The 25,243-nt window shown below is 74.1% G+C and carries 23 protein-coding genes; 15 read left to right on the top strand and 8 right to left on the bottom strand.

The window, feature by feature from the left end; translation table 11 throughout:
• Nucleotides 1-515: 515 nt before the first annotated feature.
• The 3 genes from AB0399_RS06180 to AB0399_RS06170 form a co-directional block, all read right to left on the bottom strand.
• Complete coding sequence (locus AB0399_RS06180; RefSeq protein ID WP_366410410.1) at nt 516-2,075, bottom strand: amidohydrolase family protein; 1,560 nt, start codon at nt 2,073-2,075, stop codon at nt 516-518.
• Entirely contained in the window at nt 2,068-2,721 is a 654-nt protein-coding gene (locus AB0399_RS06175; protein WP_366410409.1) for an FMN-binding negative transcriptional regulator, read from the bottom strand. Before AB0399_RS06175 ends, AB0399_RS06180 begins: the two co-directional genes overlap by 8 nt.
• Before the next feature lie 156 nt (nt 2,722-2,877).
• Entirely contained in the window at nt 2,878-4,524 is a 1,647-nt protein-coding gene (locus AB0399_RS06170; RefSeq protein WP_329363366.1) for a helix-turn-helix domain-containing protein, read from the bottom strand.
• A gap of 403 nt (nt 4,525-4,927) precedes the next feature.
• On the opposite strand from AB0399_RS06170, the gene AB0399_RS06165 reads away from it, so the two are divergent.
• The 7 genes from AB0399_RS06165 (at nt 4,928) to AB0399_RS06135 (ending at nt 11,814) form a co-directional block, all read left to right on the top strand.
• Nucleotides 4,928-6,499 (top strand): ABC transporter substrate-binding protein, encoded by a 1,572-nt coding sequence (locus tag AB0399_RS06165; RefSeq protein WP_366410408.1) that lies wholly within the window; start codon nt 4,928-4,930, stop codon nt 6,497-6,499.
• A gap of 36 nt (nt 6,500-6,535) precedes the next feature.
• Nucleotides 6,536-7,465: an ABC transporter permease gene (locus AB0399_RS06160; RefSeq protein WP_328471190.1), complete on the top strand. Its 930-nt coding sequence runs from the start codon at nt 6,536-6,538 to the stop codon at nt 7,463-7,465.
• Complete coding sequence (locus tag AB0399_RS06155) at nt 7,458-8,399, top strand: ABC transporter permease (RefSeq protein ID WP_366410407.1); 942 nt, start codon at nt 7,458-7,460, stop codon at nt 8,397-8,399. Before AB0399_RS06160 ends, AB0399_RS06155 begins: the two co-directional genes overlap by 8 nt.
• Nucleotides 8,396-9,451, top strand: a complete 1,056-nt coding sequence (locus AB0399_RS06150; RefSeq protein WP_366410406.1) for an ABC transporter ATP-binding protein — start codon at nt 8,396-8,398, stop codon at nt 9,449-9,451. Before AB0399_RS06155 ends, AB0399_RS06150 begins: the two co-directional genes overlap by 4 nt.
• Nucleotides 9,448-10,452, top strand: a complete 1,005-nt coding sequence (locus AB0399_RS06145) for an oligopeptide/dipeptide ABC transporter ATP-binding protein (RefSeq protein WP_366410405.1) — start codon at nt 9,448-9,450, stop codon at nt 10,450-10,452. The genes AB0399_RS06150 and AB0399_RS06145 overlap by 4 nt, the downstream gene beginning before the upstream one ends.
• Before the next feature lie 214 nt (nt 10,453-10,666).
• Nucleotides 10,667-11,530 (top strand): isocitrate lyase/PEP mutase family protein, encoded by an 864-nt coding sequence (locus AB0399_RS06140; protein ID WP_366410404.1) that lies wholly within the window; start codon nt 10,667-10,669, stop codon nt 11,528-11,530.
• Nucleotides 11,531-11,586: 56 nt separating this feature from the next.
• Nucleotides 11,587-11,814 (top strand): hypothetical protein, encoded by a 228-nt coding sequence (locus tag AB0399_RS06135; RefSeq protein WP_329363354.1) that lies wholly within the window; start codon nt 11,587-11,589, stop codon nt 11,812-11,814.
• A 119-nt stretch (nt 11,815-11,933) separates the two neighbouring features.
• Here AB0399_RS06135 and AB0399_RS06130 read toward each other — a convergent pair whose 3' ends face one another.
• The 3 genes from AB0399_RS06130 to AB0399_RS06120 all read right to left on the bottom strand — a co-directional run bounded on the left by AB0399_RS06130 (nt 11,934) and on the right by AB0399_RS06120 (nt 13,204).
• Entirely contained in the window at nt 11,934-12,359 is a 426-nt protein-coding gene (locus AB0399_RS06130; RefSeq protein ID WP_366410403.1) for a Fur family transcriptional regulator, read from the bottom strand.
• Nucleotides 12,360-12,483: 124 nt separating this feature from the next.
• Nucleotides 12,484-12,789: a metalloregulator ArsR/SmtB family transcription factor gene (locus AB0399_RS06125; RefSeq protein ID WP_329363349.1), complete on the bottom strand. Its 306-nt coding sequence runs from the start codon at nt 12,787-12,789 to the stop codon at nt 12,484-12,486.
• 112 nt (nt 12,790-12,901) lie between these two features.
• Nucleotides 12,902-13,204, bottom strand: a complete 303-nt coding sequence (locus AB0399_RS06120) for a hypothetical protein (RefSeq protein WP_366410402.1) — start codon at nt 13,202-13,204, stop codon at nt 12,902-12,904.
• Between the two features lie 430 nt (nt 13,205-13,634).
• Between AB0399_RS06120 and AB0399_RS06115 the strand changes: the two genes are divergently transcribed.
• The 6 genes from AB0399_RS06115 to AB0399_RS06090 all read left to right on the top strand — a co-directional run bounded on the left by AB0399_RS06115 (nt 13,635) and on the right by AB0399_RS06090 (nt 22,497).
• On the top strand, nt 13,635-14,615 hold the full coding sequence (locus tag AB0399_RS06115) for a zinc ABC transporter substrate-binding protein (protein WP_366410401.1): 981 nt from the start codon (nt 13,635-13,637) through the stop codon (nt 14,613-14,615).
• A 305-nt stretch (nt 14,616-14,920) separates the two neighbouring features.
• Complete coding sequence (locus AB0399_RS06110; RefSeq protein ID WP_366410400.1) at nt 14,921-15,748, top strand: ABC transporter ATP-binding protein; 828 nt, start codon at nt 14,921-14,923, stop codon at nt 15,746-15,748.
• Nucleotides 15,735-16,703 (top strand): metal ABC transporter permease, encoded by a 969-nt coding sequence (locus AB0399_RS06105; RefSeq protein WP_366410399.1) that lies wholly within the window; start codon nt 15,735-15,737, stop codon nt 16,701-16,703. Before AB0399_RS06110 ends, AB0399_RS06105 begins: the two co-directional genes overlap by 14 nt.
• Nucleotides 16,700-17,566: a metal ABC transporter permease gene (locus tag AB0399_RS06100; RefSeq protein WP_366410398.1), complete on the top strand. Its 867-nt coding sequence runs from the start codon at nt 16,700-16,702 to the stop codon at nt 17,564-17,566. Before AB0399_RS06105 ends, AB0399_RS06100 begins: the two co-directional genes overlap by 4 nt.
• A 195-nt stretch (nt 17,567-17,761) precedes the next feature.
• A complete protein-coding gene (locus tag AB0399_RS06095; RefSeq protein WP_366410397.1) occupies nt 17,762-18,901 on the top strand; it encodes a cation diffusion facilitator family transporter in 1,140 nt (379 codons plus the stop codon).
• Nucleotides 18,902-19,044: 143 nt separating this feature from the next.
• Entirely contained in the window at nt 19,045-22,497 is a 3,453-nt protein-coding gene (locus AB0399_RS06090) for a carbohydrate-binding protein (RefSeq protein ID WP_366410396.1), read from the top strand.
• Between the two features lie 81 nt (nt 22,498-22,578).
• On the opposite strand, the gene AB0399_RS06085 is transcribed toward AB0399_RS06090, so the two are convergent.
• Nucleotides 22,579-23,103 (bottom strand): flavin reductase family protein, encoded by a 525-nt coding sequence (locus AB0399_RS06085; RefSeq protein ID WP_329363331.1) that lies wholly within the window; start codon nt 23,101-23,103, stop codon nt 22,579-22,581.
• Nucleotides 23,104-23,150: 47 nt separating this feature from the next.
• A complete protein-coding gene (locus AB0399_RS06080; RefSeq protein WP_329363329.1) occupies nt 23,151-23,675 on the bottom strand; it encodes a cupin domain-containing protein in 525 nt (174 codons plus the stop codon).
• Between the two features lie 134 nt (nt 23,676-23,809).
• Here AB0399_RS06080 and AB0399_RS06075 point away from each other — a divergent pair, with 134 nt between their 5' ends.
• Complete coding sequence (locus tag AB0399_RS06075; RefSeq protein ID WP_328471231.1) at nt 23,810-24,244, top strand: Rrf2 family transcriptional regulator; 435 nt, start codon at nt 23,810-23,812, stop codon at nt 24,242-24,244.
• Nucleotides 24,241-25,161: a DsbA family protein gene (locus AB0399_RS06070; protein WP_366410395.1), complete on the top strand. Its 921-nt coding sequence runs from the start codon at nt 24,241-24,243 to the stop codon at nt 25,159-25,161. Before AB0399_RS06075 ends, AB0399_RS06070 begins: the two co-directional genes overlap by 4 nt.
• Nucleotides 25,162-25,243 lie beyond the last annotated feature (82 nt).

Here is a 25,243-nt window from a genome sequence, read left to right as displayed (position 1 = left end):
CCCCTCCGCCGTGCCGGCGGTGCGTGCCATGTCCGGGGGTGCGCGATGTGCGGTGGTGTGCGATGCGCGGCGGTGCGTGATGCGCGGGGCGGCGCGCCGTGTCTGGTGGTGCGTGACGCGTGGTGGTGCGCGATGTGTCCGGCGTCGCGCCGTGTCCGGTGGTGCGCGCCATGTCTGGCGGTGCGCCATGCCCGTCGGTGCGTGACGCCCGTCGGTGCGTGACGCCCGGCGGTGCGTGACGCCCGGCGGTGCGTGATGCGCGCGGCGGCACGCCGTGTCTGGTGGTGCGTGACGCGTGGTGGTGCGCGATGTGCCCGGAGACACGCCATATCTGGTGGTGCGTGATGTGCCCGGTGGCGTGCCATGCCCGGCGGTGCGCGCCATGCCTGGCGGTGCACGACGCCCGGCAGTGCGCGACGGCGGACGGCCGTCCGGTGGTGCGTGAGCCCGCACGGCCGTCCGGTGGGTGCCACCGGACGGCCGCTGTTCCCGCCCCCTCTCCCGCCCGGTCGCTGCTACCCGGCCGGCGCCGGCTGCGGCTCCTGGTCGGCGCGGTGGGTGAACCGCCCCGCGAGCAGCGTGCAGAAGACCGGCATGGCGGGCAGGTCGTGCGGGGCCGGCAGGGCCGGGTCGTACTCGGTGACCACGAGGTCGGCGGGATCGCCCACGCGCAGCGCGCGGCGGCCCGCCGCGGCGGCGGCGAGCGCGTCGGGCACCCCGATCGCCTGCTCGGGGTGCCACTCGGGCCGCCCGTCCGCGCCGGTGCGGTGCACCGCCGCGGCGATGCCCGGCCACGGGTCGAGCGGCGAGACCGGCGCGTCCGAGCCGATCTGCAACCGCGCGCCGGCCCGCGCGAGGTCGGCGTAGGCGAACGACCGCTCGGTACGGCCGGCCCAGTGGCGGTCGGCGATGTCGCGGTCGTCCGCGGCGTGCGCGGGCTGGACGCCGAGCACCAGCCCCGGCCGGGCGAAGCGGGGCAGGTCGGCCCGGTCGATCAACTGGGCGTGCTCGATCCGGCCCGGGCAGCCGACCTCCTCGAAGGCGTCCAGCGCGATGGTGTTGGCCCGGTCGCCGATGGCGTGCACGGCGCTGTGGATGCCGTGCCGCGCCGCGTACGCCATCAGCCGCCGCAACTCGGCCGGTTCGGTCTGGAGGATGCCGTACTCCTGCCCGGCCGCCGTCACCCCGGGATAGGGCTCGTTGCACAGCGCGGTACGGGTGTTGAGCGAGCCGTCGACGAAGAGCTTCAGCGGCCCCATCCGCACCATGCCCCCGGTGCCCGGCAGCCGGTCGCCGGTGCGCAGGCCGAGGGATACGGCCTGGTCCAGGTAGGCCGGGTAGACGGCGCAGGCGACCCGGGTGTCCAGCGGCTGCCGGCCGGCCCTGCGGGTCCAGTCGGCGACGTTGTCGGCGTACTCGAAGTCCAGCAGGCCGACCACGCCGCGCGCCGCCGCCGCCCGGAGCGCGTCGGCGACCCAGCGGTCGACGACCGCCGGATCGGCCGCGCTGAGCCGGGCCACCGCGTCCAGGCAGTCCGCCTCGCGCAGCACCCCGGTCGGGTGGCCGTGCACGCCGAGGCGGTGCAGCGCGGCCTGGTTGAGCCACGCGGTGTGCAGGTCGTTGCTGACCAGGGCGACGGCCTGGCCCGAGCCGTCGGACCAGGCGAGCAGCGCGGGCTCCGGGCGGTCGGGCCACAGCCCGTCACGGAAGCCGAAACCGATCAGCGGCTCGTCCGGGGCCCGTTGCCCGGCACCCGCGGCTTCGGCCATCGTCCGGGCCGCCTCGGCGGCGGACCCGGCGCCCGACAGGTCGACCCGGCGCCGCGCGCTGGCCCACTGCACCATGTGCACGTGCGCGTCCCACAGCCCCGGCAGCACCGTACGCCCGCCGGCGTCCACCACCTCGCCCGCGGTCCGCGCCAGGGCGTCGGGGGCCTCGAGGGTGATGGCGGCGATCCGGTCGCCGTCGATCATCAGGTGCGCGAGCGGCCCGCCGGAGCCGAGCCGGACATTGCGCAGCAGCACGCGGGCGGCCCGCCCCGCGGCCGTCCCGGTGGCGGTCTGCGGTTCAGTCACCGGGCACCAGCACCCGACGCATCGCCGCGGCCAGGGCCGGGTTGCCGTGCGGGCCGCCGTCCTCCAGGGCCTCGACCACCCGCCGCGCGACCTCGTACGGCTTGTCCTGGCTGAGCTTGTGCTTGCCGACCACCCGGCTGGGCCGCAGCCGGAAGGCCGTGGTGTACGGGGCGATCTCCCGCGCGTAGTCCGCCACGGTGTCCAGCCGCCACGGCTCCGGCCGGTCGGCCTCGAAGTGCTCCACGGTGCGCTCCAGCACCCGGTAGCCCGCCGCGCCCTCCAGTACGGTGGGCCGCCCGTGCAGGTGCGCGACGACGAAGTTCCAGGTCGGCACGTACGGTCCGGCGCGGTAGCTGCTCGGCGAGACGTAGCCGCCGGGTCCCTCGACGATCACCACCACGTCGTGCGCGCCCAGTTCGTGCAGCTCGGCGTCGGCCCTGGCCAGGTGCCCCACGATCGTCAGATCGCCCCCGCCCCCGCCACCGTCCCCGCCCTCGTCCGGTCCCGGGTCGGGGATCACCGGCAGATGGGAGACCACCGGGCCGCCCCGGCCGGTGGCGCTGACCAGGGTCGCCCAACCGTGGCCCGCGACCAGTTCACGTAGTCGTACCGGGTCGGTCAGGGCGTAGATCGGTTGTTCCAGCATGGGTTCCCCATCGGCTCGGTTGCGTTGTCCGGGCGACGGTATGCGCGGGGAGGGGGTCAGGAAATCGTGCGGCCCGTGCAATTGAGCCGGGGGGCGTTGTCGGCGCGGACAGCGGCAGCGCGCCGGGGGCGTCGGCGCGGCGGGCGCCGGCCGGTGTCACCCGGAGATCTGGTGCAGCCGCAGTTGCAGCCAGACCACGAGCCGGGTGTCGGGGTCGTCCAGGTCGAGGTCGAAGAGCTCCTGGATGCGGCGGACCCGGTAGCGCAGGGTGTTCTCGTGCACGGCCAGCCGCGCCGCCGCGGGAATCGCCTCGCCGAAGGCGTCCAGGTACGCCAGCAGCGACTGGGCGTACGTGGTGGAGTGCTGCGCGTCGTGTTCGATGATCCGCTGCACGGGGCCCGGTGGCAGGTCGACCGACGGGGCGCCGCGCTCGGTCAGCTCCATCAGCGTCACCCGGCTGCGGACGTCGGTGACCGTGGCGATCGTGGGCGCCTGCGCGCTGCCGGCCAGCGCCCGCAGCACCCGGTCCGCGATACGCCGGCCGGCCGGCACCTCGCCGAGCCGGGCCGCGGGCACCCCGATGCCGACGCGCAGGGCCAGGCCCGCGCTGCGCTGGACCGTGCTGACCACGTTCTCGGCGAACTTCACCACCCGCCGCTCGGCGCCCGCGTCGGTCCTGGTCGGGAGCAGGGCGTAGACCAGGCCGCCGGTCGTCGTGCACAGCGCCTGCGGATGCCACGCCTCGCAGTACAGACCGACCAGGTCGACGATCCGGGCGCCGCCGAGGCCGGGCATCTCCTCGGGTGCGGCCTGCGCGAACGCCACCACCGTGCTGGTGGTGTCCTCGGCGATGCCCAGCTGCGCCGCCGCCGTACGCCCCGACACCGCGCCGTCCAGCAGCGACGCCAGCGCCTCGCCGCGGCTCCACCGGTCCGGGTCCCGGTGGCTGCGGGCCCGCAGCAGATGCAGCGCGGTGACCTTCGCGGCCTCCTCCAGCGCGGTCTCCGCGCCCTCGCCGAGCGGCGGGTTGCCGTCCAGCGCCCACAGCAGGCCGAGCAGTTGCGGCCCGGCGCGCACCGCGACCGCCAGCCGGTCGACGTGCTTGGTGTCGGGGATGTCGAAGCGCACGGGCCGGTCGGCGCGGATGACCCGGTGGTACTCGTCGAGGTTGGTCGGGCGGTCCGGGGTCTGCCGGCCCAGGATGCCCTGCCGCCGGATCTCGTCGATCTCCTGATGCGGCAGGTTGGAGTAGGCCAGCACGTGGCCGAGCGGGTCCTCGATGGTGATCGCCCCGCCGACCTGGTAGGCGATCGCGTTGGCCAGCGGGAACAGGTCGCCCATGCCGATCGAGGTGTACGTGTCCTGGGCCGGCCCGGACGCGCTGGTCGCGGCGGTGACCAGCGCGTCGAAGTGCCGCCACGGCATGTCGTCGGGGATCACCAGCAGGGCGACACCCGCCGCGCCGGCCACCGCGGTGGCCGCCGCCAGGTCGCCGCCGCGGGTCTTGACGACGACCGCGCTGTAGCGGGCGGCGCCGGCCTGCCGGATCGCGTCGAGGCAGTCCTCGCGCTCCGGCGAGCCGCCCACGACCAGCAGCACGCCGTCGGCCTGCCCCGGCACCGGCTCGCACAGGTCGTGGACGACCTGCCGGCCGATGAGGACGTCCTCACTCTGCGGTGCGCACTCGACCTGGAGCACCAGCGGACCCAGGTGCTCGCGCAGGCGGCGCAGCGTCGTGCCGGCGGGCTCGTCGCGCGCTGTCGAGCCGGTGACCTGCGAGGAGGGACGGGAAGTGCTCGGCATCGCCACATCATAGGCACCCCTGGCAAGCCCCGGCCGGATCGCGCCCCGGTGACGTAACGCAGTCGCCGTCGGGGGACGGGCGGGATGCGTGGGGCACTGCGCGGGCACATTCGGCGGGTATCCGGGCACACCCGGCGGGCATCCGGGCGCGGCCGGCGTCGCCCCGGGAGCGGCCCTCGGCCGCAGGGCATGTGCGCCGAGACAAAGCGGCCGCGGCGTTTTTGCCCGCTCCGATAAAGCTGCCGCCTCGGTGAGGGGGCCAGTCTCGGCTCACCCGAAAACCAGACCGCGCCTGGAGGTACCCGAGATGACTCCGCCACGACCAGGACGTGTCACCCGGTCAGGACGTCTCAGCCGGCCGGGACGTGCCGACGGGCCGGGACGCACCGGCCGCAGAACCGCGGTGGCCCTGTGCGCGGTCGGCGCGCTGGCCGCCGTGAGCGCCTGCGGCGGGGGAGGGACGCAGGCCGGCGGCGCGACAGCCGACGGCGGCTCCTACTCGATCGGCGTTCCGACCTGGTACATCGCCCATCTCACCCCCGGCCGGGCCGGGTTCAGCGGTGTCGCGGACGCCATCTGGACCCCGCTGACCCAGGTCGACCGCAGCGGCAAGGTCGTCGACGCCGTCGCCAGGTCGGTGCGCTCCACCGACCAGCGGCACTGGACGATCACCCTGAAGTCCGGGTGGAAGTTCCAGAACGGCGAGCCGGTCACCGCTCAGTCCTTCGCCGACTCCTGGAACGCCGCCGCCTACGCGCCCAACACCATGGCCAACGGCTACCTGTTCGCCGGCATCGAGGGCTACGCCGCGCTCAACCCGCCCGACGGCAAACCCACCACCGACAAGCTCTCCGGCGTGCGGGTGACCGGCACCGACACCCTTGAAGTGACCCTGACCCGGCCGCTGTCGACGTTCCCCTACGTGCTGGCCGGCACCGCCTTCGCCCCGATGCCCAAGGCCGCCTTCAAGAACCTCGCCGGCTACGACCGGCTCCCGATCGGCAACGGCCCCTACCAGGTCGCGGCGCCCGGACTGGCCCCCGGCGGGCAGCAGATCACCCTCAAGCGCTTCGACGGCTACCCCGGTGCCAAGGGCCACGCGGCGCAGATCACCGTCAAGACCTACCAGACCGACGCCACCGCGTTCACCAGCTTCCGCTCCGGCGCCGTCGACATCGCCACGGCCGGCGGCAACGACCTGTCGACGGCGAGCCGGACCTACGCCGCGCAGCTCGTCACCTCGCCCACCGCGGCGGTGGAGTACCTCGGCTTCCCGCTGTGGGACCGCCGGTTCGCCGACCTGCGGGTGCGGCAGGCGTTCTCGCTGGCCATCGACCGCAAGGCGATCGTCGGCTCGCTGCTCCAGGGCCATGCCCAGCCCGCCGCGGGCATCGCCCCCGACGTGATCGCCGGCGGGGGCGGCACCGACTGCGCCGCCTGCGGCTACGACCCCGCCAGGGCACGGCAGTTGCTGGCCGCCGCGGGCGGCTGGCACGGCTCGCTGACCCTGTGGACCAAGCAGGAACCCGAGTCCCAGACCGTCCTGGAGGCGATCGTCAACCAGCTGCGTACCAACCTCGGCATCACCTCCATCTCGCTGAAGGTCCAGCCGACCGACCAGATCTACCCCAACCTGCTGGCGCACAAGACCACCGGGCCGTTCCTGCTCTACATGGGCGCGGCCTACCCGAACATCTACTCCCAGGACGACCAGCTCTTCGGCAGCAGTTCCGGCACCAACGTCACCGGCTACAAGAGCGCCGGCTTCGACGCCCTGATGGACAAGGCCGCGGGCGCCACCACGACCGCCGACGGGCTGCGGTTCGCCCGGCAGGCCGGCCGCACCGCGATGGCGGACCTGCCGCTGGCCCCGCTGTACTACCCGGTCAGCGGCGCCGTGCACGCGAAACGGCTCTCCGGGGTCCGGCTGGGCTACCTCGGCGACGTCGACCTCTCCTCGGTCACCGTCCGATGAGCGCGGCCGGCCGCGCCGCGCCGCGAGGGGGCCGGTGTGGGTAGCTACCTGCTGCGCCGCGTGCTGCTGATGGTCCCGGTGCTGGTGGGCACGACCTTCGTCATCTACGCCGCGGTCTACGCGCTGCCCGGCGACCCGGTCCAGTCGCTGGCCGGCCCCGGCCACGTGGTGACCCCCGCGACGGCCGCGGCGATCAGGGCGCACTACCACCTCGACGACCCGTTCCTCGTGCAGTACTGGCACTACGTCACCGGCCTGGCGCACGGCGACTTCGGCATCGACCTGAACAACACGCCGGTCTCCGCGGTGATCACCGCGAGCTGGCCGATCACGGTCAAACTCGCGGCCCTGACCTGGGTCATCGAGGCGGTCGCCGGGATCGCGCTGGGCTGCCTGGCCGCGCTGCGGGCCGGCCGGCCCAGCGACCTGGCGGTGCTCGGCGGGTCCAGCCTGATCCTCGGCGTGCCGTACTTCATCACCGCCTACGTGGCGCAGAACCTGCTCGGGGTGAAGCTCGGCTGGTTCCCGGTGTCCGGCACCGACGCGGGCTGGCCGCTGAGTTACCTGGTGCCCGCGCTGTGCCTGGCGCTGCTCGGAGTGCCAGAGATCTCCCGGCTGACCCGGGCGAGCATCCTGGAGAACCTCGGGGCGGACTTCGTCGTCACCGCGACCGCCAAGGGACTCAGCGGCACCCGCGTGCTGCTGCGGCACGTGCTGCGCACCTCGCTGGTGCCGGTGGTGTCCATGCTCGGGACCAACCTGGGCTACCTGCTGTCGGGGACGATCCTGATCGAGGGCATCTTCAACCTGCCGGGCCTGGGCTACCAGGTCTTCCAGAGCGTGCAGCAGCACGACGGCCCCACCGTCGTGGGCATCAGCACCCTGCTCGTGCTGGTCTTCCTGTTCGTCAACCTGGTCGTGGACCTGCTCTACGGCGTGCTCGACCCGAGGATTCGCCTTGACTAGCGCCCTGCGGAGGAGGACCTCCGCCGACACCGGGCCCGACGCCCCCACCCCCGCCCCCGACGCCCCCGCCCCCGCCCCCGGCGGACCTGCCGACCGCGGCACCCTGCGGCGCCTGCTGCGCCGCCCGCGCTTCTTCCTCCCGCTGTCCGCCGTCGTGCTGCTGTGCGCCATGGCGGCCGTGCCGTCGGCCTTCGCCGGCTGGTTCGGGCACGGCGATCCGCACCAGTGCTCCCTGGCGCACAGCGGGCAAGGGCCCACCGCGGGCCATCCGTTCGGCTACGACGTGCAGGGCTGCGACCTCTACAGCAACGTCATCCACGGCGCCCGCGACTCCCTCAGCATCGGCCTGCTGACCACCGCGCTCACCCTGGTCGTCGCCGTCGTCCTCGGCTCGGTCGCCGGATACTTCGGCGGCCTCCTCGACCTGCTGGTCAGCCGGCTGATGGACGTCTTCTTCGGCTTCCCCATGCTGGTCGGGATGATCGTGGTGCTGGAGACCTTCAGCGTGCACAGCATCCTGAGCGTCTCGCTGGTCCTCGCGCTCTTCTCCTGGCCGGTGCTCACCCGGATCATGCGCTCCTCGGTGCTCGCCGTGCGCGGCCTGGACTACGTCACCGCCGCCCGTGAACTGGGCGCGGGACCGCTGCGGATCATGCTGCGGCATGCCGTTCCCAACGCGATCATGCCGGTGGCGGTGCTGACCAGCATCAACATCGGCGGGGTGATCACCGCGGAGGCGTCGCTGACCTTCCTCGGTGTCGGCCTGACCGCCCCCGCGATCTCCTGGGGCGTCCAACTCAACACCGCGCAGCAGTACTTCACCACCCACCCGGGCCTGCTGCTGTTCCCCGCCCTGTTCCTGTCCCTGGCCGTGCTCAGCTTCGTCCTGCTGGGCGACTGCCTGCGCGACGCGTTCGACCCGAGGCTGCGATGACCACCATCGAAGACCCGCCCACCGCCCGGACCCACCCGCTCGCCCGGTTCCCCGGATACGATCCCGCCGCGCCCCCGCTGGAAGTCGTCGACCTGCGGGTGGCCTTCGCCGGCCGGACCGGGCGGCCCGGCGCCGGCAGCGTCGTGGTCGACGGTGTCGGCTACCGCACCGAGCCCGGCCGGACGCTGGCCGTGGTCGGCGAGTCGGGCTGCGGCAAGAGCCTGACGGCGCGCGCGGTCATGGGCATCCTGCCGCCCGGCGCGGCCGTCACCGGCGGATCGATCCTGCTGCACGGCATCGACCTGCTGCGACTCGACCGGCGCGCGCTGCGGAAGATCCGCGGCCGGCATATCGCCATGGTCTTCCAGGACGCGCTGTCCGCGCTCAACCCGGTGCTGCCGGTCGGCTTCCAGATCGCCGAGGTCTTCCGCGCCCACCGCGGCCTGACCCGCCGTCAGGCGGCCCGGGAGGCGGTGGCCATGCTCGACCGGGTGCGCATCGCCGACGCCGCCCGGCGCGCCGGCCACTACCCGCACCAGTTCTCCGGCGGCATGCGGCAACGGGTCATGATCGCCATGGCCCTCGCCCTCACCCCCGAGGTCCTGATCGCCGACGAGCCCACCACCGCTCTCGACGTGACCGTGCAGGCGCAGATCCTGGAACTGCTCGCCGACCTCCAGGCCGAACACGCCATCAGCCTGGTGCTGATCAGCCACGACATGGGCATCGTCGCCAACGCGGCCGACCGCGTGGTGGTGATGTACGCGGGCCGGGTCGCCGAGCAGGCACCGGCCGGCGCCCTCTACTGCCGCCCGGCCCACCCGTACACCCGGGCGCTGCTGGACGCGATCCCGCGGCGCGGCTCGCGCGGCCGCCCGCTCGCCGTGCTGGAGGGCGCGCCGCCGGACCCGGCCGCGATGCCGGACGGCTGCGCGTTCCGGGCCCGCTGCCGGTACGCGGACGAGGCGTGCGCGGTCGCTCCGCCGCACCACGGCGTCGCCCCCCTGCGCACCAGCGCCTGCCACCACTGGAAGGAGGTGGTCGGCGGATGACCGGCGCACCGCTGATCCTCGAAGTCCGCGACCTGGTCAAGCACGTGCCGGTCGGCGGCGGACCGCTGCGGCGCGGGACGGGGCAGGTCAGGACCGTCGACCGGGTGAACCTGGAGCTGCGCCGCGGCGAGACCCTGGGGCTGGTCGGCGAGTCCGGGTGCGGCAAGTCCAGCCTCGCCCGGCTGCTCACGGCCGTCGACCGGCCGTCCTCGGGAGAGATCCGGCTGATGGGCGAGCGGCTCGACGCGTTGCGCGGCAGCCGGCTGCGGGCTGCCCGACGGCACATCAGGCTGGTCTTCCAGGACCCCTTCGCGTCCCTCGACCCGCGGATGACCGTCGAGGCGATCGTCCGCGAGCCGTACCTGATCCACCGGGACGCCGCCCCGCGCGGCGAGCACCGGCGGCTGGTCCGCGAACTGCTGGAACTCGTCGGCCTCAACCCCGACCACGCAGGCCGCTACCCGCACCAGTTCTCCGGCGGGCAGCGCCAGCGCATCGCCATCGCCCGCGCGCTGGCGCTGCGCCCGGAGATCCTGGTCTGCGACGAGCCGGTCTCCGCCCTCGACGTCTCCGTACAGGCCCAGATCGTCAACCTGTTCACCTCGCTCCAGCGCGAACTGGGCATCGCCTACGTCTTCATCGCCCACGACCTGTCCGTGGTCGAGCACATCGCGGACCGGGTCGCGGTGATGTACCTCGGCAGGATCGTCGAGGAGGGCACGGCCGAGGAGGTGTACGACCGCCCCCGGCACCCGTACACCGACGCGCTGCTGTCCGCCGTCCCCGACCCGGTCCCCGATCCGTCCCGGACCTCCGCCCGGGTGGTGCTCCACGGCGACGTGCCGAGCCCGCTCGATCCGCCCGCGGGCTGCCGCTTCCACACCCGCTGCCCGCACGCGGCCCCCGAGTGCGCCACCCGCGAACCGCCCCTGCGCGCCCCGGACACGCCGGCCGTCGCCCACGCGGCAGCCTGCCACTTCCCGCTGCACACGGCTCCCTGAGGTGCGCGGGGGCGGGTGCCGCCATACGGCCCGCGGCCGGCGCTTCCGTGACGTTTCTGCGGTGAACGGGTTAGCCCGCGTGAGTGACTAAAGGCCCAGTCATCTATGAATCAAGACTCGGCACCGGAACCATCCTCTTTTGGTAAAGGGTCCCCGTTTCGGGACGGCCCGGGCCGCGCCCGTTCAGAGGGCGCCATCATCCAAGGGAGTCACCTTGAGCTACGGAAACAAGTTGCGTGCGCAGATCGCCGCGCCGGGCACGACGCCGTTGATCGGCGTCTACGACATGTACTCGGCGTCGCTGGCCGCTGAGCACTTCGACGGGATGTTCGTCTCCGGCTTCGGGTTCGCCGCGTCGTACTACGGCCTGCCCGACATCGGGTTCATCGCCTGGCCGGACATGGTGGGCTTCGTGCAGCGGCTGCGCGGCGCGTTCCCCCAGCAGCACCTGCTGGTGGACATCGACGACGGTTACGTCGACCCGGAGGTGGCCTGCCATGTCGTGGAGGGACTGGAGCGGATCGGGGCCTCCGGGGTGATCCTGGAGGACCAGAAGCGCCCGCGCCGCTGCGGGCACGCCGACGGCAAGCAGGTACTGCCGTTGGAGGAGTACCTGGAGAAGCTGGAGATGGTGCTGGCGACCCGCCGGGACCTGGTCGTGGTGGCGCGCACGGACGCGACGGAGGAGAAGGACATCCTGCGCCGCGCCGAGCGCCTCGCGGCGACCGACGCCGATGTCGTCCTGGTGGACGGGGTCCGCAGCGTGGAGTGGATCAGGCGGATTCGCGAGGCGGTAGGCAGCAAGCCCCTGCTGTTCAACCAGATCGCCGGCGGCAAGTCCCCGCGGCTGTCGTTGAGCGAGCTGACCGAGCTCGGCATGGACGTGGCGATCTACAGCACGCCGTGCCTGTTCGCGGCGCACGCGGCGGTGGGTGCGGCACTCGTCGACCTCAAGGCCGCCGACGGACGCCTTCCGGTCGTCGACGAAATGGAGGGGATCGGCGTCGCGGCGTCCACCCGGCTGCTGGAGCGGAACATCGCCCGCCACCACCCCGACGTCGAGCTGGCCGGCGTATGAGCCGGGGTGCGCACGCGGCTCTCCCGGGGTCGCGGGCGCGTTCGCGGGCGCGGGCGGTGCTGCTGCTCACCGCGGCCGCGCTGGCCTGCGGGGCGGCGCCCGCGGTGGCCGACGGAAGCCCGATCACCGTCCTGGACAACTCGCACTCCGACTCGATCCTTGAGGTCGACCGGACGGCCAACGTCCAGACCGGTCACGGCGATGCCGGCAGTGACCACGACGGCAGCGCGGTCGACGCCCTGGAGGTCCTCTTCGGCGGGGGCCACCCGGAGGGTGACGACTGAGCGGACGGGCGAGCGGCCGGCGTGCCGCGACCCGTACGCCGCGGGCCCCGGGCGAGTGCTCCCCGGGGCCCGCGGTACGCCCGGCGAACCGCGGGCCGGCGGCGTTCCCCGGGTGGGCGCTACTTCGGGGCGGGCCGCTCCGAAGCGCACCCGGCGCAGGTGCCGAAGATCTCCATCGTGTGCACGATGTCGACGAAGCCGTGCTCCGTGGCGATCGCGTCGGCCCACCGCTCCACCGCGGGCCCCTCGACCTCGACCGTTCGTCCGCAGGAACGGCAGACCAGATGGTGGTGGTGGCCGCCCTCGGAGCACCGGCGGTAGACGGACTCGCCGTCGCCGGTGCGCAGCATGTCCACTTCCCCCGCCTCGGCGAGGGACTGCAGGGTGCGGTAGACGGTGGTCAGGCCCACCGACTCGCCGCGCAGTTTCAGGATGCTGTGCAGGTCCTGCGCGCTGCGGAACTCCTCGACCTCGTCCAGGGCGGCGGACACGGCGGTGCGCTGCCGGGTCGAGCGGCCGCGGACGGACTGTCCGGCTGCGCTCACGGATCTTCCCTCCGGTGGATGCGGGGTGTGTTCGACGTGCTCGGTGTGTTCGGCGTGCTCGGTGGGCTCGGTGGCGGTGGTGGCCGGCGAAGCGGCGGCCGGGGCGGACACCCCGGCCGGCCGTTCACTCCTCGACATGCCGGATCGCGTCGAGCACGATGTGCGCGACGTGCTCGTCGACCAGGGTGTACTCGACCTCGCGGGCCTGGCGGTGGGTCGCCACGATGCGTGACGTGCGCAGAACGCGCAGGTGCTGCGAGACCAGGGGCTGGTTGACCCCGAGGGCGGCGACGAGTTCGTGGACCCGCTTGCCGCCGGTGGACAGCTCACGCACGATGCCCATCCGTACGGGCGACGCCAGGGCCCGGAGCAGCTCGCTTGCCGCCCGCAGGGCCAGGGTCGAGTCGTCCGGCTGAACGGGAACCGTCATATGCAAAACCTAACATATGAGAATGGGTCCCATGTAGGGCGTCGGACGGGGGCCGGGGCGGGCCCCGGGTGAGGTCCGGACGGGGCGTGGGCGGCTCTGGGTGGGCCCGCGCTCAGTGCTCGTCCCAGTGCCCTTCGTGGGCGGCGTGCCGGTGTCCGTCGTGCACGTAGTCGGTGTGGTCGCCGTGCGGCACCGCGACGTGGCCGCAGCCGGGGCCGTGCTCGTGGGTGTGCCCCTTGTGCTCGGCGTGCTGCGCGGTCGCGCACTCGTCGGCGTGGCCGTCGTGGCTCCGGTGCAGATGTCCGTCGTGCACGTAGTCGGTGTGGTCGCCGTGCGGCACGGCGACATGGCCGCATCCCGTGCCGTGCACGTGCTCGTGATCGGCGTGCGGCCGGTGCTCGGTCGAGGTGGTCATGCTGCCACTCCTCGTCTGGTGGCGGAGTTCGGGTCGGACTCCGGTGTCGGGCGGGCGCGATCGCCCTCTTATGGCGACATTAACATATGGCAATGTGCGCATGTATCGAGGTCGCGAGCGCGCCGCCGTACGAGCCGGGCCGTCGTGCGACGACGGCGCGCCGCCGTACACGGGCGCCCCTCCGCCCCTCCGGAGTGGCCCGCGGACGCCGCGCCCGACCCGGCCCTTCCCGCCGCGCACCGCTGTGACCAGCGGCGATGCGCCGACGGTGGGCTCCGGAGCCTGGACGGCGGAGCCAAAGGTCAAGATTCTGTAATGATTTTCATCTTGCCTTGGCCGAGGTGGGATTGAGATTCGTTTTCAATTACGGTGAGGGAGCCGCGGCCGATCGTGCCGCGGTCCTTGCCGGCACCGCACGAGGAGAACCGCCATGACCAGCCCCGTCGCCCGCAGTACGGCGCACCGCCGCTCCACGTTCGCCGCCGGCGGGATACTGGTCGCCGCCCTGGCGGCGACCAGCGCGTGCTCCACCTCCTCGAAGTCCTCCGGCGACGGCAAGTCCGGCGCCTCCGCCGGAAGTTCGGGCGGCGGCAAGGTCATCCGGGTGGTCGCGGCGGAGAACTTCTGGGGCAGCATCGCCGCGCAGGTCGGCGGCAGCCATGTGAAGGTCACCAGCATCATCTCGAACCCCGACACCGACCCGCACGACTACGAGCCGACCGCCGCCGACGCGCGCACCGTCGCCACCGCCACGTACGCGATCGTCAACGGCATCGGCTACGACGCGTGGGCCGGCAAGCTGCTGGCGTCCAACCCCTCGGGGCAGCGCACGGAACTCGACGTGGGCGACCTGGTCGGGGTCAAGGACGGCGGCAACCCGCACCGCTGGTACTCCCCGGACGACGTGCACAAAGTGATCGAGCGGATCACCGCCGACTACAAGAAGGCCGACCCCGCGGACGCCGGCTACTTCGACGCCCGGAAGGACGCCTTCGAGACCAAGACGCTCGGGGAGTACAACAGCCTGGTCGCCGGCATCAAAGCGACGTACGCCGGCACCCCGATCGGCGCCTCGGAGTCGATCGTCAGCCCGCTCGCGGACGGCCTCGGCCTGAAGATGCTCACGCCGTACTCGTTCCTCAACGCGATCAGCGAGGGCTCCGACCCCACCGCGCGGGACAAGAACACCATCGACCACCAGATCGCCGCCAAGCAGATCAAGGTCTACGTCTACAACAGCCAGAACGCCACGCCCGACGTGCAGGCGCAGGTCAAGGCGGCCAAGGCGAAAGGCATCCCGGTCGCCACGGTCACCGAGACCCTCACCCCGGCGGGGGCGTCGTTCCAGCAGTGGCAGGTCACCGAGCTCAAGGGTCTCCAGCGGGCCCTGGCCGAAGCGACGGGCAAATAGCCGTGCGCCCGCTCACCAGACTCCGCGAGGCCGTCCGCCAGGGCGTGCCCGGTCTGCGCGACGGCGTGCCCGGTCCGCGTGCCGGTGTGCCCGGTCCGCGTGCCGGCGAGGCCGCCGGCTCGTGCGAGGGCTGCCCGCCCGGCCCGCGAGGAAACGTCCCGCCTGGTCCGCGGGGAGACGCCGCGTCCGGCCGGCGAGGAAACGTCCCGCCTGCCGCGCGGGGAAACGTCCCGCCCGCGGCGACGGCCGCCGACCACACGCTGCGGACGGCCGCCGGCGGCCCGCCGCCGCCGGACGGTCCCGCGGTGGTGTCCCTGCGGGACGCGGCCGTGCGGGTCGGCGGCCGCACCCTGTGGTCCCATGTCGAACTCGACATCGCGCCGGGGGAGTTCGTCGCCGTCCTGGGGCCCAACGGGGTCGGCAAGTCGACCCTGGTCAAGGCGATCCTCGGGCTGGTCCCGACGGCCGGCGGCAGCGTCACCGTCCTCGGCCGCGCCCCGGGCCGGCTCGCGCACCAGGTCGGCTACCTGCCGCAGCGGCGCAGCTTCGACGCCGGCCTGCGCATCCGCGGCGTCGACATCGTCCGGATGGGCTGGGACGGCGACCGCTGGGGGCTGGGGCGGCCGGGCTCGGCGCGTGCCGCCCGGGAACGGATCGCCCAGGTCATCGATCTGGTCGGCGCGTCGGCGTACGCACACCGGCCGATCGGGCAGTGCTCCGGCGGCGAGCAGCAGCGGCTGCTGATCGCCCAGGCGCTGGTCAGGCAGCCCCGCCTGCTGCTGCTGGACGAGCCGCTGGACAGCCTCGACCTGCCCAACCAGGCGTCGGTGGCCGCCCTGATCGGCCGGATCTGCCGCGAGGAGAAGGTCAGCGTGGTGATGGTCGCCCATGACGCCAACCCGATCCTCGCGCACCTGGACCGGGTGGTGTACCTGGCCGAGGGCGGGGCGGTGGCCGGCACCCCGGACGAGGTCATCACCTCGCGGACCCTGACCCGCCTGTACCGGACGCCGATCGAGGTGCTGCGGACCTCCGACGGCCGGCTGGTCGTCGTCGGGCAACCCGAGGCGCCCGCGGTGCACGGCGACCGCCACCCGCCGGCGGGGGAGGGGGAGTTCCGTGCTGATCGCTGACGCGGCGACCGACTGGTCCTGGAACCCGGTCGCCGACCTCCGGCAGATGTGGGCGTTCCCCTTCATGGTCAACGCCTTCCGGGCCGGCGCGATCGTGGCCGTGCTGGCCGGGGTGATCGGCTGGTACATGGTGCTGCGCCGGCAGAGCTTCGCCGGCCACACCCTGTCCACCGTGGCCTTCCCGGGTGCCGCCGGTGCCACCCTGCTGGGAGTCGGCGCGGTCTACGGCTACTTCACGTTCTGCGTCGGCGCGGCGCTGGTGATCGCCGCGATCCCGCGGGCCGGGGGGCACGAGTCCGGCCACGGGTCCGGCGGCGGGTCCGGCGGCGGCGAGGAGGCGGCGGTGACCGGAACCATCCAGGCGTTCCTGCTCGGCGCCGGATTCCTCTTCATCGCCCTCTACAAGGGGTTCCTCGGCGGCGTCGACGCCCTGCTGTTCGGCAGCTTCCTGGGCGTCACGACGACCCAGGTGGAGGTGCTGGCCGCGGTGGGCGCGGCGGTGCTGCTGGTGCTGGCCGTCGTCGGGCGGCCGCTGCTGTTCGCCTCCGTCGACCCGGCGGTCGCCGCCGCCCGCGGCGTGCCGGTCCGGCTGCTGTCCACCGTCTTCCTCGTCGTGCTGGGCGCGGCGACGGCGGCGACCAGCCAGATCACCGGCGCGCTCCTGGTGTTCGCGCTGCTGGTGATGCCCGCCGCCACCGCGCAGAACCTGACCGCCCGGCCGGTCCTCGGCATCGCCGCGTCGGTGGGCATCGCGCTCGCCGTGACCTGGACCAGCCTGACCGTGGCCTACTACTCGCCGTACCCGATCGGATTCTGGGTGACCACCTTCGCCTTCGCCGCCTACGCGGCCAGTTGGGGAGTCCGCCTGCTGCGCGAGCGCCGCGGACGGGCGCCCGGCCGCAGGGCCGTGGCTGCCGCGGGCACGCCCGCGTGGACCTCGGGGAGCCTGCTGTGACCGTCCTCGCCTCCGGGTGGCCCGGCGCGCTCGGGCACCCCTTCTTCCTGCACGCGGTCCTGGCCGGGGCGGCCGTCGCCGCCGCCTCCGGCATGGTCGGCTACTTCCTGGTGCTGCGCGCCCAGGTCTTCACCGGCGACGCGCTCAGCCACATGGCGTTCACCGGTTCGCTCGCCGCGCTGGCCGCCGGGGTCGACCTGCGGCTGGGGTTGTACGCCGCGACCATCGCCGTCGCCGTCCTGCTCGGCACCCTGTCCCGGTCCGGCCGGGCCGACGACGTCGCGATCGGCAGCGTCTTCGCCTGGATCACCGGCCTGGGCGCCTTCTTCCTCACCCTCTACACGACCTCCGGCGGCGCGAACAACGCCGGAGCCGGCGTGCGGGTGCTCTTCGGCTCCATCTTCGGCATGTCGGCGGGCCAGGCCGGTACGGCCGCCGCCGTGGCGGCGGGGGTGTGCGCGGTGGTGCTCGCCGTCTTCCGGCCGCTGCTGTTCGCCTCCGTCGACGAGGCGGTCGCCGCGGCGCGGGGCGTCCCGGTACGGTTGCTGGGGTTCGGCTTCCTCGCGCTGGTCGGCGTCACCGCGGCCGAGGCCAGCCAGGCGGTCGGGTCGCTGCTGCTGCTCGGACTGCTCGCCGCCCCGGCGGGCACCGCCCAGCGGCTGACCGACAACCCCGCGCGGGCGTTCGCGCTGTCCACGGTGCTCGCGGTCGCCGAGATGTGGGGCGGCCTGACCATCAGTTACGCGGTCCCGAAGATGCCGCCGAGCTTCGCGATCGTGGCGGTGGCCGCCACGGTCTACGCGGCCGCGTTCGCCGTCGGGGCGCGCCCGCGGAGCCCGGCCCCGCGCCTCGCCCGGGCCTGAACGGGAGGGGTCCGCGCGGAACGGGTCCGCGCCGAACGGGCGTGCACGGAAAGGACCTTCGCGGTCCGGGCCGGTACGGACGGCACGCAACGGCCTTCCAGTGGCGACGAAGGAGTTGTTGCGACGGAATCGCAGCAGCTCAGCGCAGGTATCAGGGTGATGGCTGCAATCGGCCGGAGCTGTCACCGTAGGGGCATGGACGCCGGCGAGCACACCCACGGGCACGGGCACGAGCACGGGCACGGCCACACGCACGAGCGCGCGGACGAGCGGGAGCGCGGCCACGAACACGGCCACGAACAGGGCCACGGCCACGAACACGGCCGCGAACAGGGACACGGCGGTGCGCGGCGGGCCCGGTTCCGGTACCGGCTCGCGCACATGGTCACCCCGCACAGCCATGAGGCGATGGACAAGGTGGACTCCGCGCTGGCGACCTCGCGGGAGGGACTGCGGGCGCTGTGGCTGTCGTTGGGAGTCCTCGGTGCCACCACCGTGATCCAGGTGACGGTCGTCGCGGTGTCGGGGTCGGTGGCGCTGCTGGGCGACACGATCCACAACGCGGCCGACACGCTGACCGCGGTGCCCCTGGGGATCGCCTTCGTGCTCGGCCGGCGCGCGGCGACCCGCCGTTACACCTACGGGTACGGGCGGGCGGAGGACCTGGCCGGTATCGCGATCGTGCTGACCATCGCCGGCTCCTCCGCGCTGGCCGGCTACGAGGCGGTGCGCCGGCTGCTGGAGCCGCGTGACGTGACGCACCTGTGGGCGGTGGCGGTCGCCGCGCTGGCCGGGTTCGCCGGCAACGAGTGGGTGGCGCGCCACCGGATCGCCGTCGGCCGGCGGATCGGGTCGGCGGCGCTGGTCGCCGACGGCCTGCACGCCCGCACCGACGGCTTCACCTCGCTGGCGGTGCTGCTGGGCGCCGGGGGCGCCGCGGTCGGTTGGCGCTGGGCCGACCCCGTGGTGGGCCTGCTGATCACCGCGGCGATCCTGGTGGTGCTCAAGGACGCCGCCCGGCAGGTCTACCGGCGGCTGATGGACTCCGTGGACCCCGCGTCGGTGGACGCCGCGGAGGAGGCGCTGCGCCAGGTGCCCGGCGTGCTCGGCGTCGGGGCGGTGCGGATGCGGTGGATCGGCCACGCGCTGCGGGCCGAGGCGGACATCGTGGTCGACCCGCACCTGACGGTGATGCGGGCCCACGCGTTGGCGGTCGCCGCCGAACACGCCCTGATCCACGCCGTTCCGCGGCTGACCGCCGCGACCGTGCACATCGACCACGTCGCCCACGGCGCCGACCCGCACGCGGAGTTGCGCCACCACGCCGTGGCGTGACCGCCCGCGGGCACGCACCGCTTCGGGGCCGGCCGCGGGTCAACCGCGCTGGTTGACAACGGCGGTAGCGTGCCCGGTGGCCGCCGGCGCGCGTCGCGGGCGGGCGGGCGGAAGCGGACGGGCGCGGACAGGGGCGGGGCGGTATGTGGCGGAGAAGGACCGGGCGTGCGGGTGCGTCGACGGTGGTCGCGGTGCTGCTCGCGGCGGGTACGGTGGCGGTGCCGGCGGCCCAGGCAGCGGCGGCACCCGACTCCACGGCCGGGCCCGCGGATTCGTGGGTGCTCACCAACCGTTCCTACGCGCCGGACGACTACACGCAGGAGCCGTTCGTCGGCAACGGCTACCTCGGCCAGCGGGTGGCCGCCATCGGCGCCGGGTTCGAGGGCGACGGCGACCTCGGTACGGGCAACTGGCCGCTCGGCAACCCCCGTTCGACCACCGCCCTGGTCGCGGGGGTGTACGGGAAGGACGGCGACTCCGACTACATCTCCACCCTGCCGACCTGGTCGGACCTCTCCTTCACCGTCGACGGGCACGTACTGGACCCGCACGTCCCCGCCGACCAGGTCAGCGACTACCGCCAGACCCTCGACCTGCGCACGGCCACCGTCACCACCACCTTCCGCTGGACGCCCGCGCCGGGCCGGTCCGCGACCGTCAGGTACGAAGTGCTCGCCGACCGGGACCGTATGCACCTCGGCGTGGTGCGGGCGAGCATCACGCCGGCCTGGAGCGGCGGCCTGTCGGTCGCTTCGCTGCTGAACGGCGCCGGCGCGCAGCGGATCACCCCGACCGGGCGCGCGGTGGACACCTCGTCCGACACCGCGACCGTTCAACTCACCACGCCAGGACGCGGGACGGCCGTCGCGGAGACCGCCCGGCTGGTGGCGGAGCACGGGGTGCGGGTCGCCCGCCGGGACGCCCTGCTGCCGGCGGACGACGCCGCCACCGCGGGCGAGCGCCTCGCGGTGCCGGTACGCGCCGGGGCCACCTACGCCTTCACCAAGTACGTGGGCGTCTCGACGTCCGACGACCCCGGCAGCCCGGCCGCGGTGGCGCGGGACACCGTGGACCGGGCGGCCGCGACCGGCCGGCAGCGGCTGCTCGCCGCGCACGTCGCGCAGTGGGCCGCGCTGTGGCGGCGGCGCGTGACGGTCGACGGGCAGCCGTCCGTGCAGACGGCCGTCAACAGCTCCTTCTACCTGCTGTATTCCAGCCTGCGCGCGGGCGTGGACTTCAGCATCCCGCCGGCCGGACTGTCCAGCGACAACTACGGCGGTGAGATCTTCTGGGACGCCGACACGTGGATGTTCCCCGCGCTGCTCGCCCTGCACCCCGAACTCGCCAAGTCCATCGTCGCGTTCCGCCACGACACCATCGGCGCGGCCGAGGCGAACGCCAAGTCCGCCGGCTACCAAGGCGGTTCATGGGCCTGGGACAACGGCCCCAGCGGTACGTGCGGCGGCCTCGCGCCGTGCGCCGGCTACGAGGACCACCTCCAGTCGGACATCGCCCTCGCCCAGTGGCAGTACTACCAGGCCACCGCGGACACCGGCTGGCTGCGCGCCGACGGCTATCCGGTGATCAAGGACGTCGCCGACTTCTGGGTCAGCCGCGTGACGCCGGGCCCGGACGGCAAGGACCACATCGACCACGTCACCGGTCCCGACGAGTACACCTCGGGGGTCGACGACGAGTCGGCGACGAACGCCGGTGCGGTCGTCGCGCTGCGCGACGCCGTGGCCGCGGCGCACGCGCTGCACGTGGACCCGGACCCGGCCTGGTCGGCGGTCGCGGCGCGGATCGACGTCGCGACCGACCCCGACGGCACCCACCCCGAGTACCCGGGATACGCCGGGCAGCCGGCCAAGCAGGCGGACACGGTGCTGATGACGTACCCGTTCGGCTATGTCACCGACCTCGGCGCCGCCGCGGCCGACCTCGACCGCTACATGCCCGTCACGGACACCGGCGGTCCCGCGATGACCGCGTCGGTGGAGGCGGTGATCGCGGCGCAGGTCCGGCAGCCGGGCTGCCTGGACTACACGCTCTTCCAGAACTCCTACCAGCCGTTCCTGCGCGGCGCGTTCGCCCAGTTCAACGAGACGCAGTACCTGACGCCCTCCGGCGGCCAGTCCAACCCGGCGTTCGACTTCGCGACCGGGGCCGGCGGGTTCCTGCAGACCCTCGGCTACGGGTTCGCCGGCCTGCGGTGGGACACCGGCGCGCTGACGCTCGCCCCGACCCTCCCGCCGCAACTGCCGGGCGGGATCACCCTGACCGGCCTGCGCTACCAGGGGCGGAGCGTGGACGTGCACGTCGGGCCCGCGACGACCACGGTCCGCCTCGCCTCGGGCGCACCGATCACCCTCGCCTCCCCGGACGGCACCAGGCGCCTCGCCACCGGGCGGACCGCCGTCCTGCCGACCGCCCGCCCGGACCTGAGCCCGACCGACAACTCCGCCCGCTGCCAGGCCGTTTCGGCCAGTTCCGCGCAGGCCGTCGACCAGCCGGCCGCCGCCGTCGACGGCAACGCCGTCACCACCTGGACGGCGGCGGACACCACCTCGTCGTACACGGTGACGCCTGCCCGGCCGGTCAGGACCGGTCACGCGGACGTGCGCTGGGGTGCGACCCGGCCCGCCTCGTACGCCGTCCAGGTGCGGTCGGCCGGCGGGCGCTGGCAGCAGGTCGCCGCGGGCGCCGTGCCGCCGGCCGGGAACCTCGACGCCACCTGGCGCCCGGTCACCGGCCGCGCCGTCCGGCTCGCCTTCGCCGGAGGCGATCCGGCGAGCATCGCCGAACTCGACCTGCCCGACGCGGCGGCGCCCGACCTGATCACCACCCTCGACGCGCCCGACGCGATGGCGCCCGGCTCGTCGGCCGTGGTCACCCAGACCCTGCGGTCGATCGGCGGCGCGGACGCCACGGACGTGCGCACCGCGTTCTCGCTGCCCGCCGGCTGGACGGCCACGCCCGACCAGGCCACGCCCGACCAGGCCACGCCTGACTCAGCGGCGGCGGCGACCGTACGCCAGGGCGCGACCGTCACCCGCGCCTGGACGCTGACCGCCCCGGCGGACCAGGCGCCGGCCCGGGTGCCGCTCACCGCGACGACCACCTGGCGGGGCGCGGCCGGCACCGACTCGGCCACGGCCACCGCCCCGGTCTACGTGGCGACGCCGGTGCCGGCCGGGACCGCCGCCCAGGCCGAGGACGCGATCAACAGCGGCGGCGCGTCCGTGGCGAGCGACCACACGGGCTACACCGGCACCGGGTTCGTCGGCGGCCTCTACGCGGGGGCCGCGACCACCGCCGTCGTCGCGGTCCCGACGGCCGGCCCGCACCGGATCACCGTGCGGTACGCCAACTCCACCGGCGGCCGGCAGCCGCCCTACGAGTCGGTGACGCGGACGATCAGCGTCGTGGCCGGCGGCAGCGCGCAGCAGATCTCGCTGCCGGTGACCGGGAGTTGGGACACCTGGTCCACGGTGACCGCCGAAGTGACGCTGCCGGCCGGCGACGACGTGGTCCGCCTCCTGGTCCGGCCGGGCGACTCCGGCAGCGTCAACGTCGACAGCGTCCTCGTCGAGTGACGAGTGACGAGTGACGAGTGACGAGTGGTGACGTGCTGACGCGTGCCGACCCGTGCTGACGCGTGGGCCGCAAGGCCGCTGTCAGGCGCGGGAGTCGACGTCCAGCGCGGTGTGGGTGCCGAACGCCCGCGCGTGGTAGGTCAGCGGCGGCCTCGGCGCGGCCTCGGCGCTCAGGACCCGGCCGAAGACGACGACGTGGTCGCCGCCCGTCACCAGGTCGGCCACCTCGCACGCCAGGAAGCCGCTCGCGCCGGGCAGCCTGGGCACCTGGGAGCCGAGGCGCCAGTCGACCCCGCCGAACTTGGCCGGGCCGCCCTTGCGGGCGAAGTTCATCGCGAGGTCCGGCTGCTGCGCCCCGAGGATGTTGAGGCCGAACCTGCGGCTGCCGCCGATGACCGCCAGCAGGTCCGAGCCGCGGTCGAGGGAGACCAGGACCATCGGCGGGTCCATCGAGAGCGAGGTGAAGGCGCTGACGGTGGTGCCGTAGGGGGACGGCCCGGCCATGGCGGTGACCACGGCGACGGGGGTGGCCACGCCGGCCATGGCCTCCCGGAACGCGGACTTCAGGTCCGCCGCGACGTCCGGGCGGGATTCGGTACTGGTCACCAGGGCTCTCCTCTGCGTCGTCGGTCTGCTCGGATCGCTCGGTTCGCTCAGCCGTCCTCGGGTCCCGGCTCCGACCCCAGCGCGTAGAGCCGGGGCAGGTTGACCACGATCGCCTCCTGGGTGCTGCGCGCGATGACGACCACGGCCTCGTCGTCGGGGTCCGGGTTCTCCTCGCGGTGCGGCACGTAGGGCGGGACGAAGATGTAGTCGCCGGGGGAGGTGCGCAGCCGCACCTCCTGCGGGGTGTCGCCGGAGTCGTCGACGAAGACGAACTCCGGGTGGCCGCTCACCACATGGATCGCAGTCTCGGACTCGCCGTGGTGGTGGTCGGAGGAGGCCGTCGCGGGAGCCACGTGGGTCTGGCCCATCCACAGCTTCTCCGAACCGACGGTCTTCCCGCTGACGGCGGCGAACCTGCGCATGCCGCCGCTCTGGGCGGTGTCGCCGTCCAGCGCGTCGGCGCGGATGTGGTGCAGGCGGGCCCGCAGGGACGACGTCGGCGGGGTCGGGGTGTCGGTGTCGTGCAGGTGGGGATGGAAGCCTTCACCAGGCTGCGTCGGCGGCGTACTCATGGCCGGGACGCTAGGGCGCCGCCGAAAAGGATGTCAAGAGGTGTCTATTAGCCTTCACCTGCGGCAATGTTCCCGCAATGGTCGGTACACAGCGGAAATCCCCGCCCGGAAGGGGCATCGGGCATGATGGGAGCATGCATATCTCCGCGAAGGCGGACTACGCCACGCGCGCCCTTCTGGAACTCGCCAGCGAGCCCGGGCGCCCGCTCAGTTGCGAGGCCATCGCCTCGGCACAGGAGATCCCGTTCCGCTTCCTGAAGTCCGTGGTGGCCGAGTTGCGAAGAGCCGGACTGGTGCGCAGCCAGCGCGGCTGCGAAGGCGGTTACTGGTTGGGCCGGGCGGCCGACGAGATCACCCTGCTCGATGTCGTGCGCGCGGTCGACGGCGAGCTGATCACGCTGCGCGGCGAGCCGCTGGCCGCGCTGGCCTACCCCGGCCCGGCGGCCGGGCTGACCGCGGTGTGGCGGCAGGTCGAGGCGGAGGCCGCGGCGGTCCTGGGCGGGGTGACCCTGCACTCGCTGCTGGCCCCGGCGAAGCGCGAGCGGCCGGCCCGGAAGCGCGCGGCGTGACAGCTGCGCGGCAGCCGGAACCGGCGGTGGAGGTGGTGGAGTACACCGATCCGCTCTGCCCGTGGTCCTGGGGCTCCGAGCCGGTGCTGCGCCGGCTGCGGGCCGCGGTGGCCGGCCGGGTCCGCTGGCGCCGGGTGTACGCCATCCTCTTCGACCACGACGACGACCCGCCGCCCGACCCCGCCGCGGAGACCGCCTGGTACGCGCGCTACGTCGCGGGGATCACCGAGCACACCCGGGCGCCGTGCGCGGTACGGCTGAGCCGGGTCGCGGCCAGTTCCTGGCCGTCCTCGCTCGTCGCCAAGGCCGCGGAGCTCCAGGGCGGCGACACGGCCGAGGCGGTGCTGCGCCGGCTGCGGGAGACGGTCTTCGTGCTCGGCGAGCCGGCCGACACCGCGGAGTTGGCGCTCGCGGCGGTCCGCGGCGCGCCCGGCCTCGACCTGCGCCGGCTGGCGGCCGACGCGGCGTCGCCGCGGGTGCTCCGGCAGGTGCGCGCCGACCGCGCGGAGGCGCGCCGCCCGGTGCCCGAGGTGCTCGACCCCACCGCCGGCTCGCCGCACCCCGGCGTCGCCAAGGAGACCGCCGACGGGAGCCGCCGCTACGCCCTGCCGACGCTGCTGCTGCGGACGGCGGCCGGCTACCGCGTGGTGCCCGGCTGGCGGACGTTCGAGGAGTACGCCGCGGCCTTCGACGACCTGTGCCCGGGCCTGCTGCCGGCCCGCGACCGGCTGCCGGAGGGCGGAACGCTCTCCCCGGCGGCGGCACTCGCGCGCTACCGGAGCCTGACCGACCCGGAGCGGCTGCTGCTGGTGCAGGGGCCGTGGCCACCGCCGCACGCGGTGCGGGTGGAGACCGGCAACGGCCCGCTGTGGCTGCACCCCGCCGAGGCCGCACTGCATCCCGCCGCCCAGGTGTAGTTCGTCACGCCGGGCGGGGCCGGTCCGCGGCCGGGGCGGGGAAGACCCCGGTCCGCCGAATGAGACATCAAAAGGTGTCCAT

The organism is Streptomyces sp. NPDC088194 (genome assembly GCF_040702025.1).
GTDB lineage: Bacteria > Actinomycetota > Actinomycetes > Streptomycetales > Streptomycetaceae > Actinacidiphila.
The sequence above is the reverse complement of the archived record's forward strand: the minus strand, read 5'-3'. Positions and strand labels throughout refer to the sequence as shown.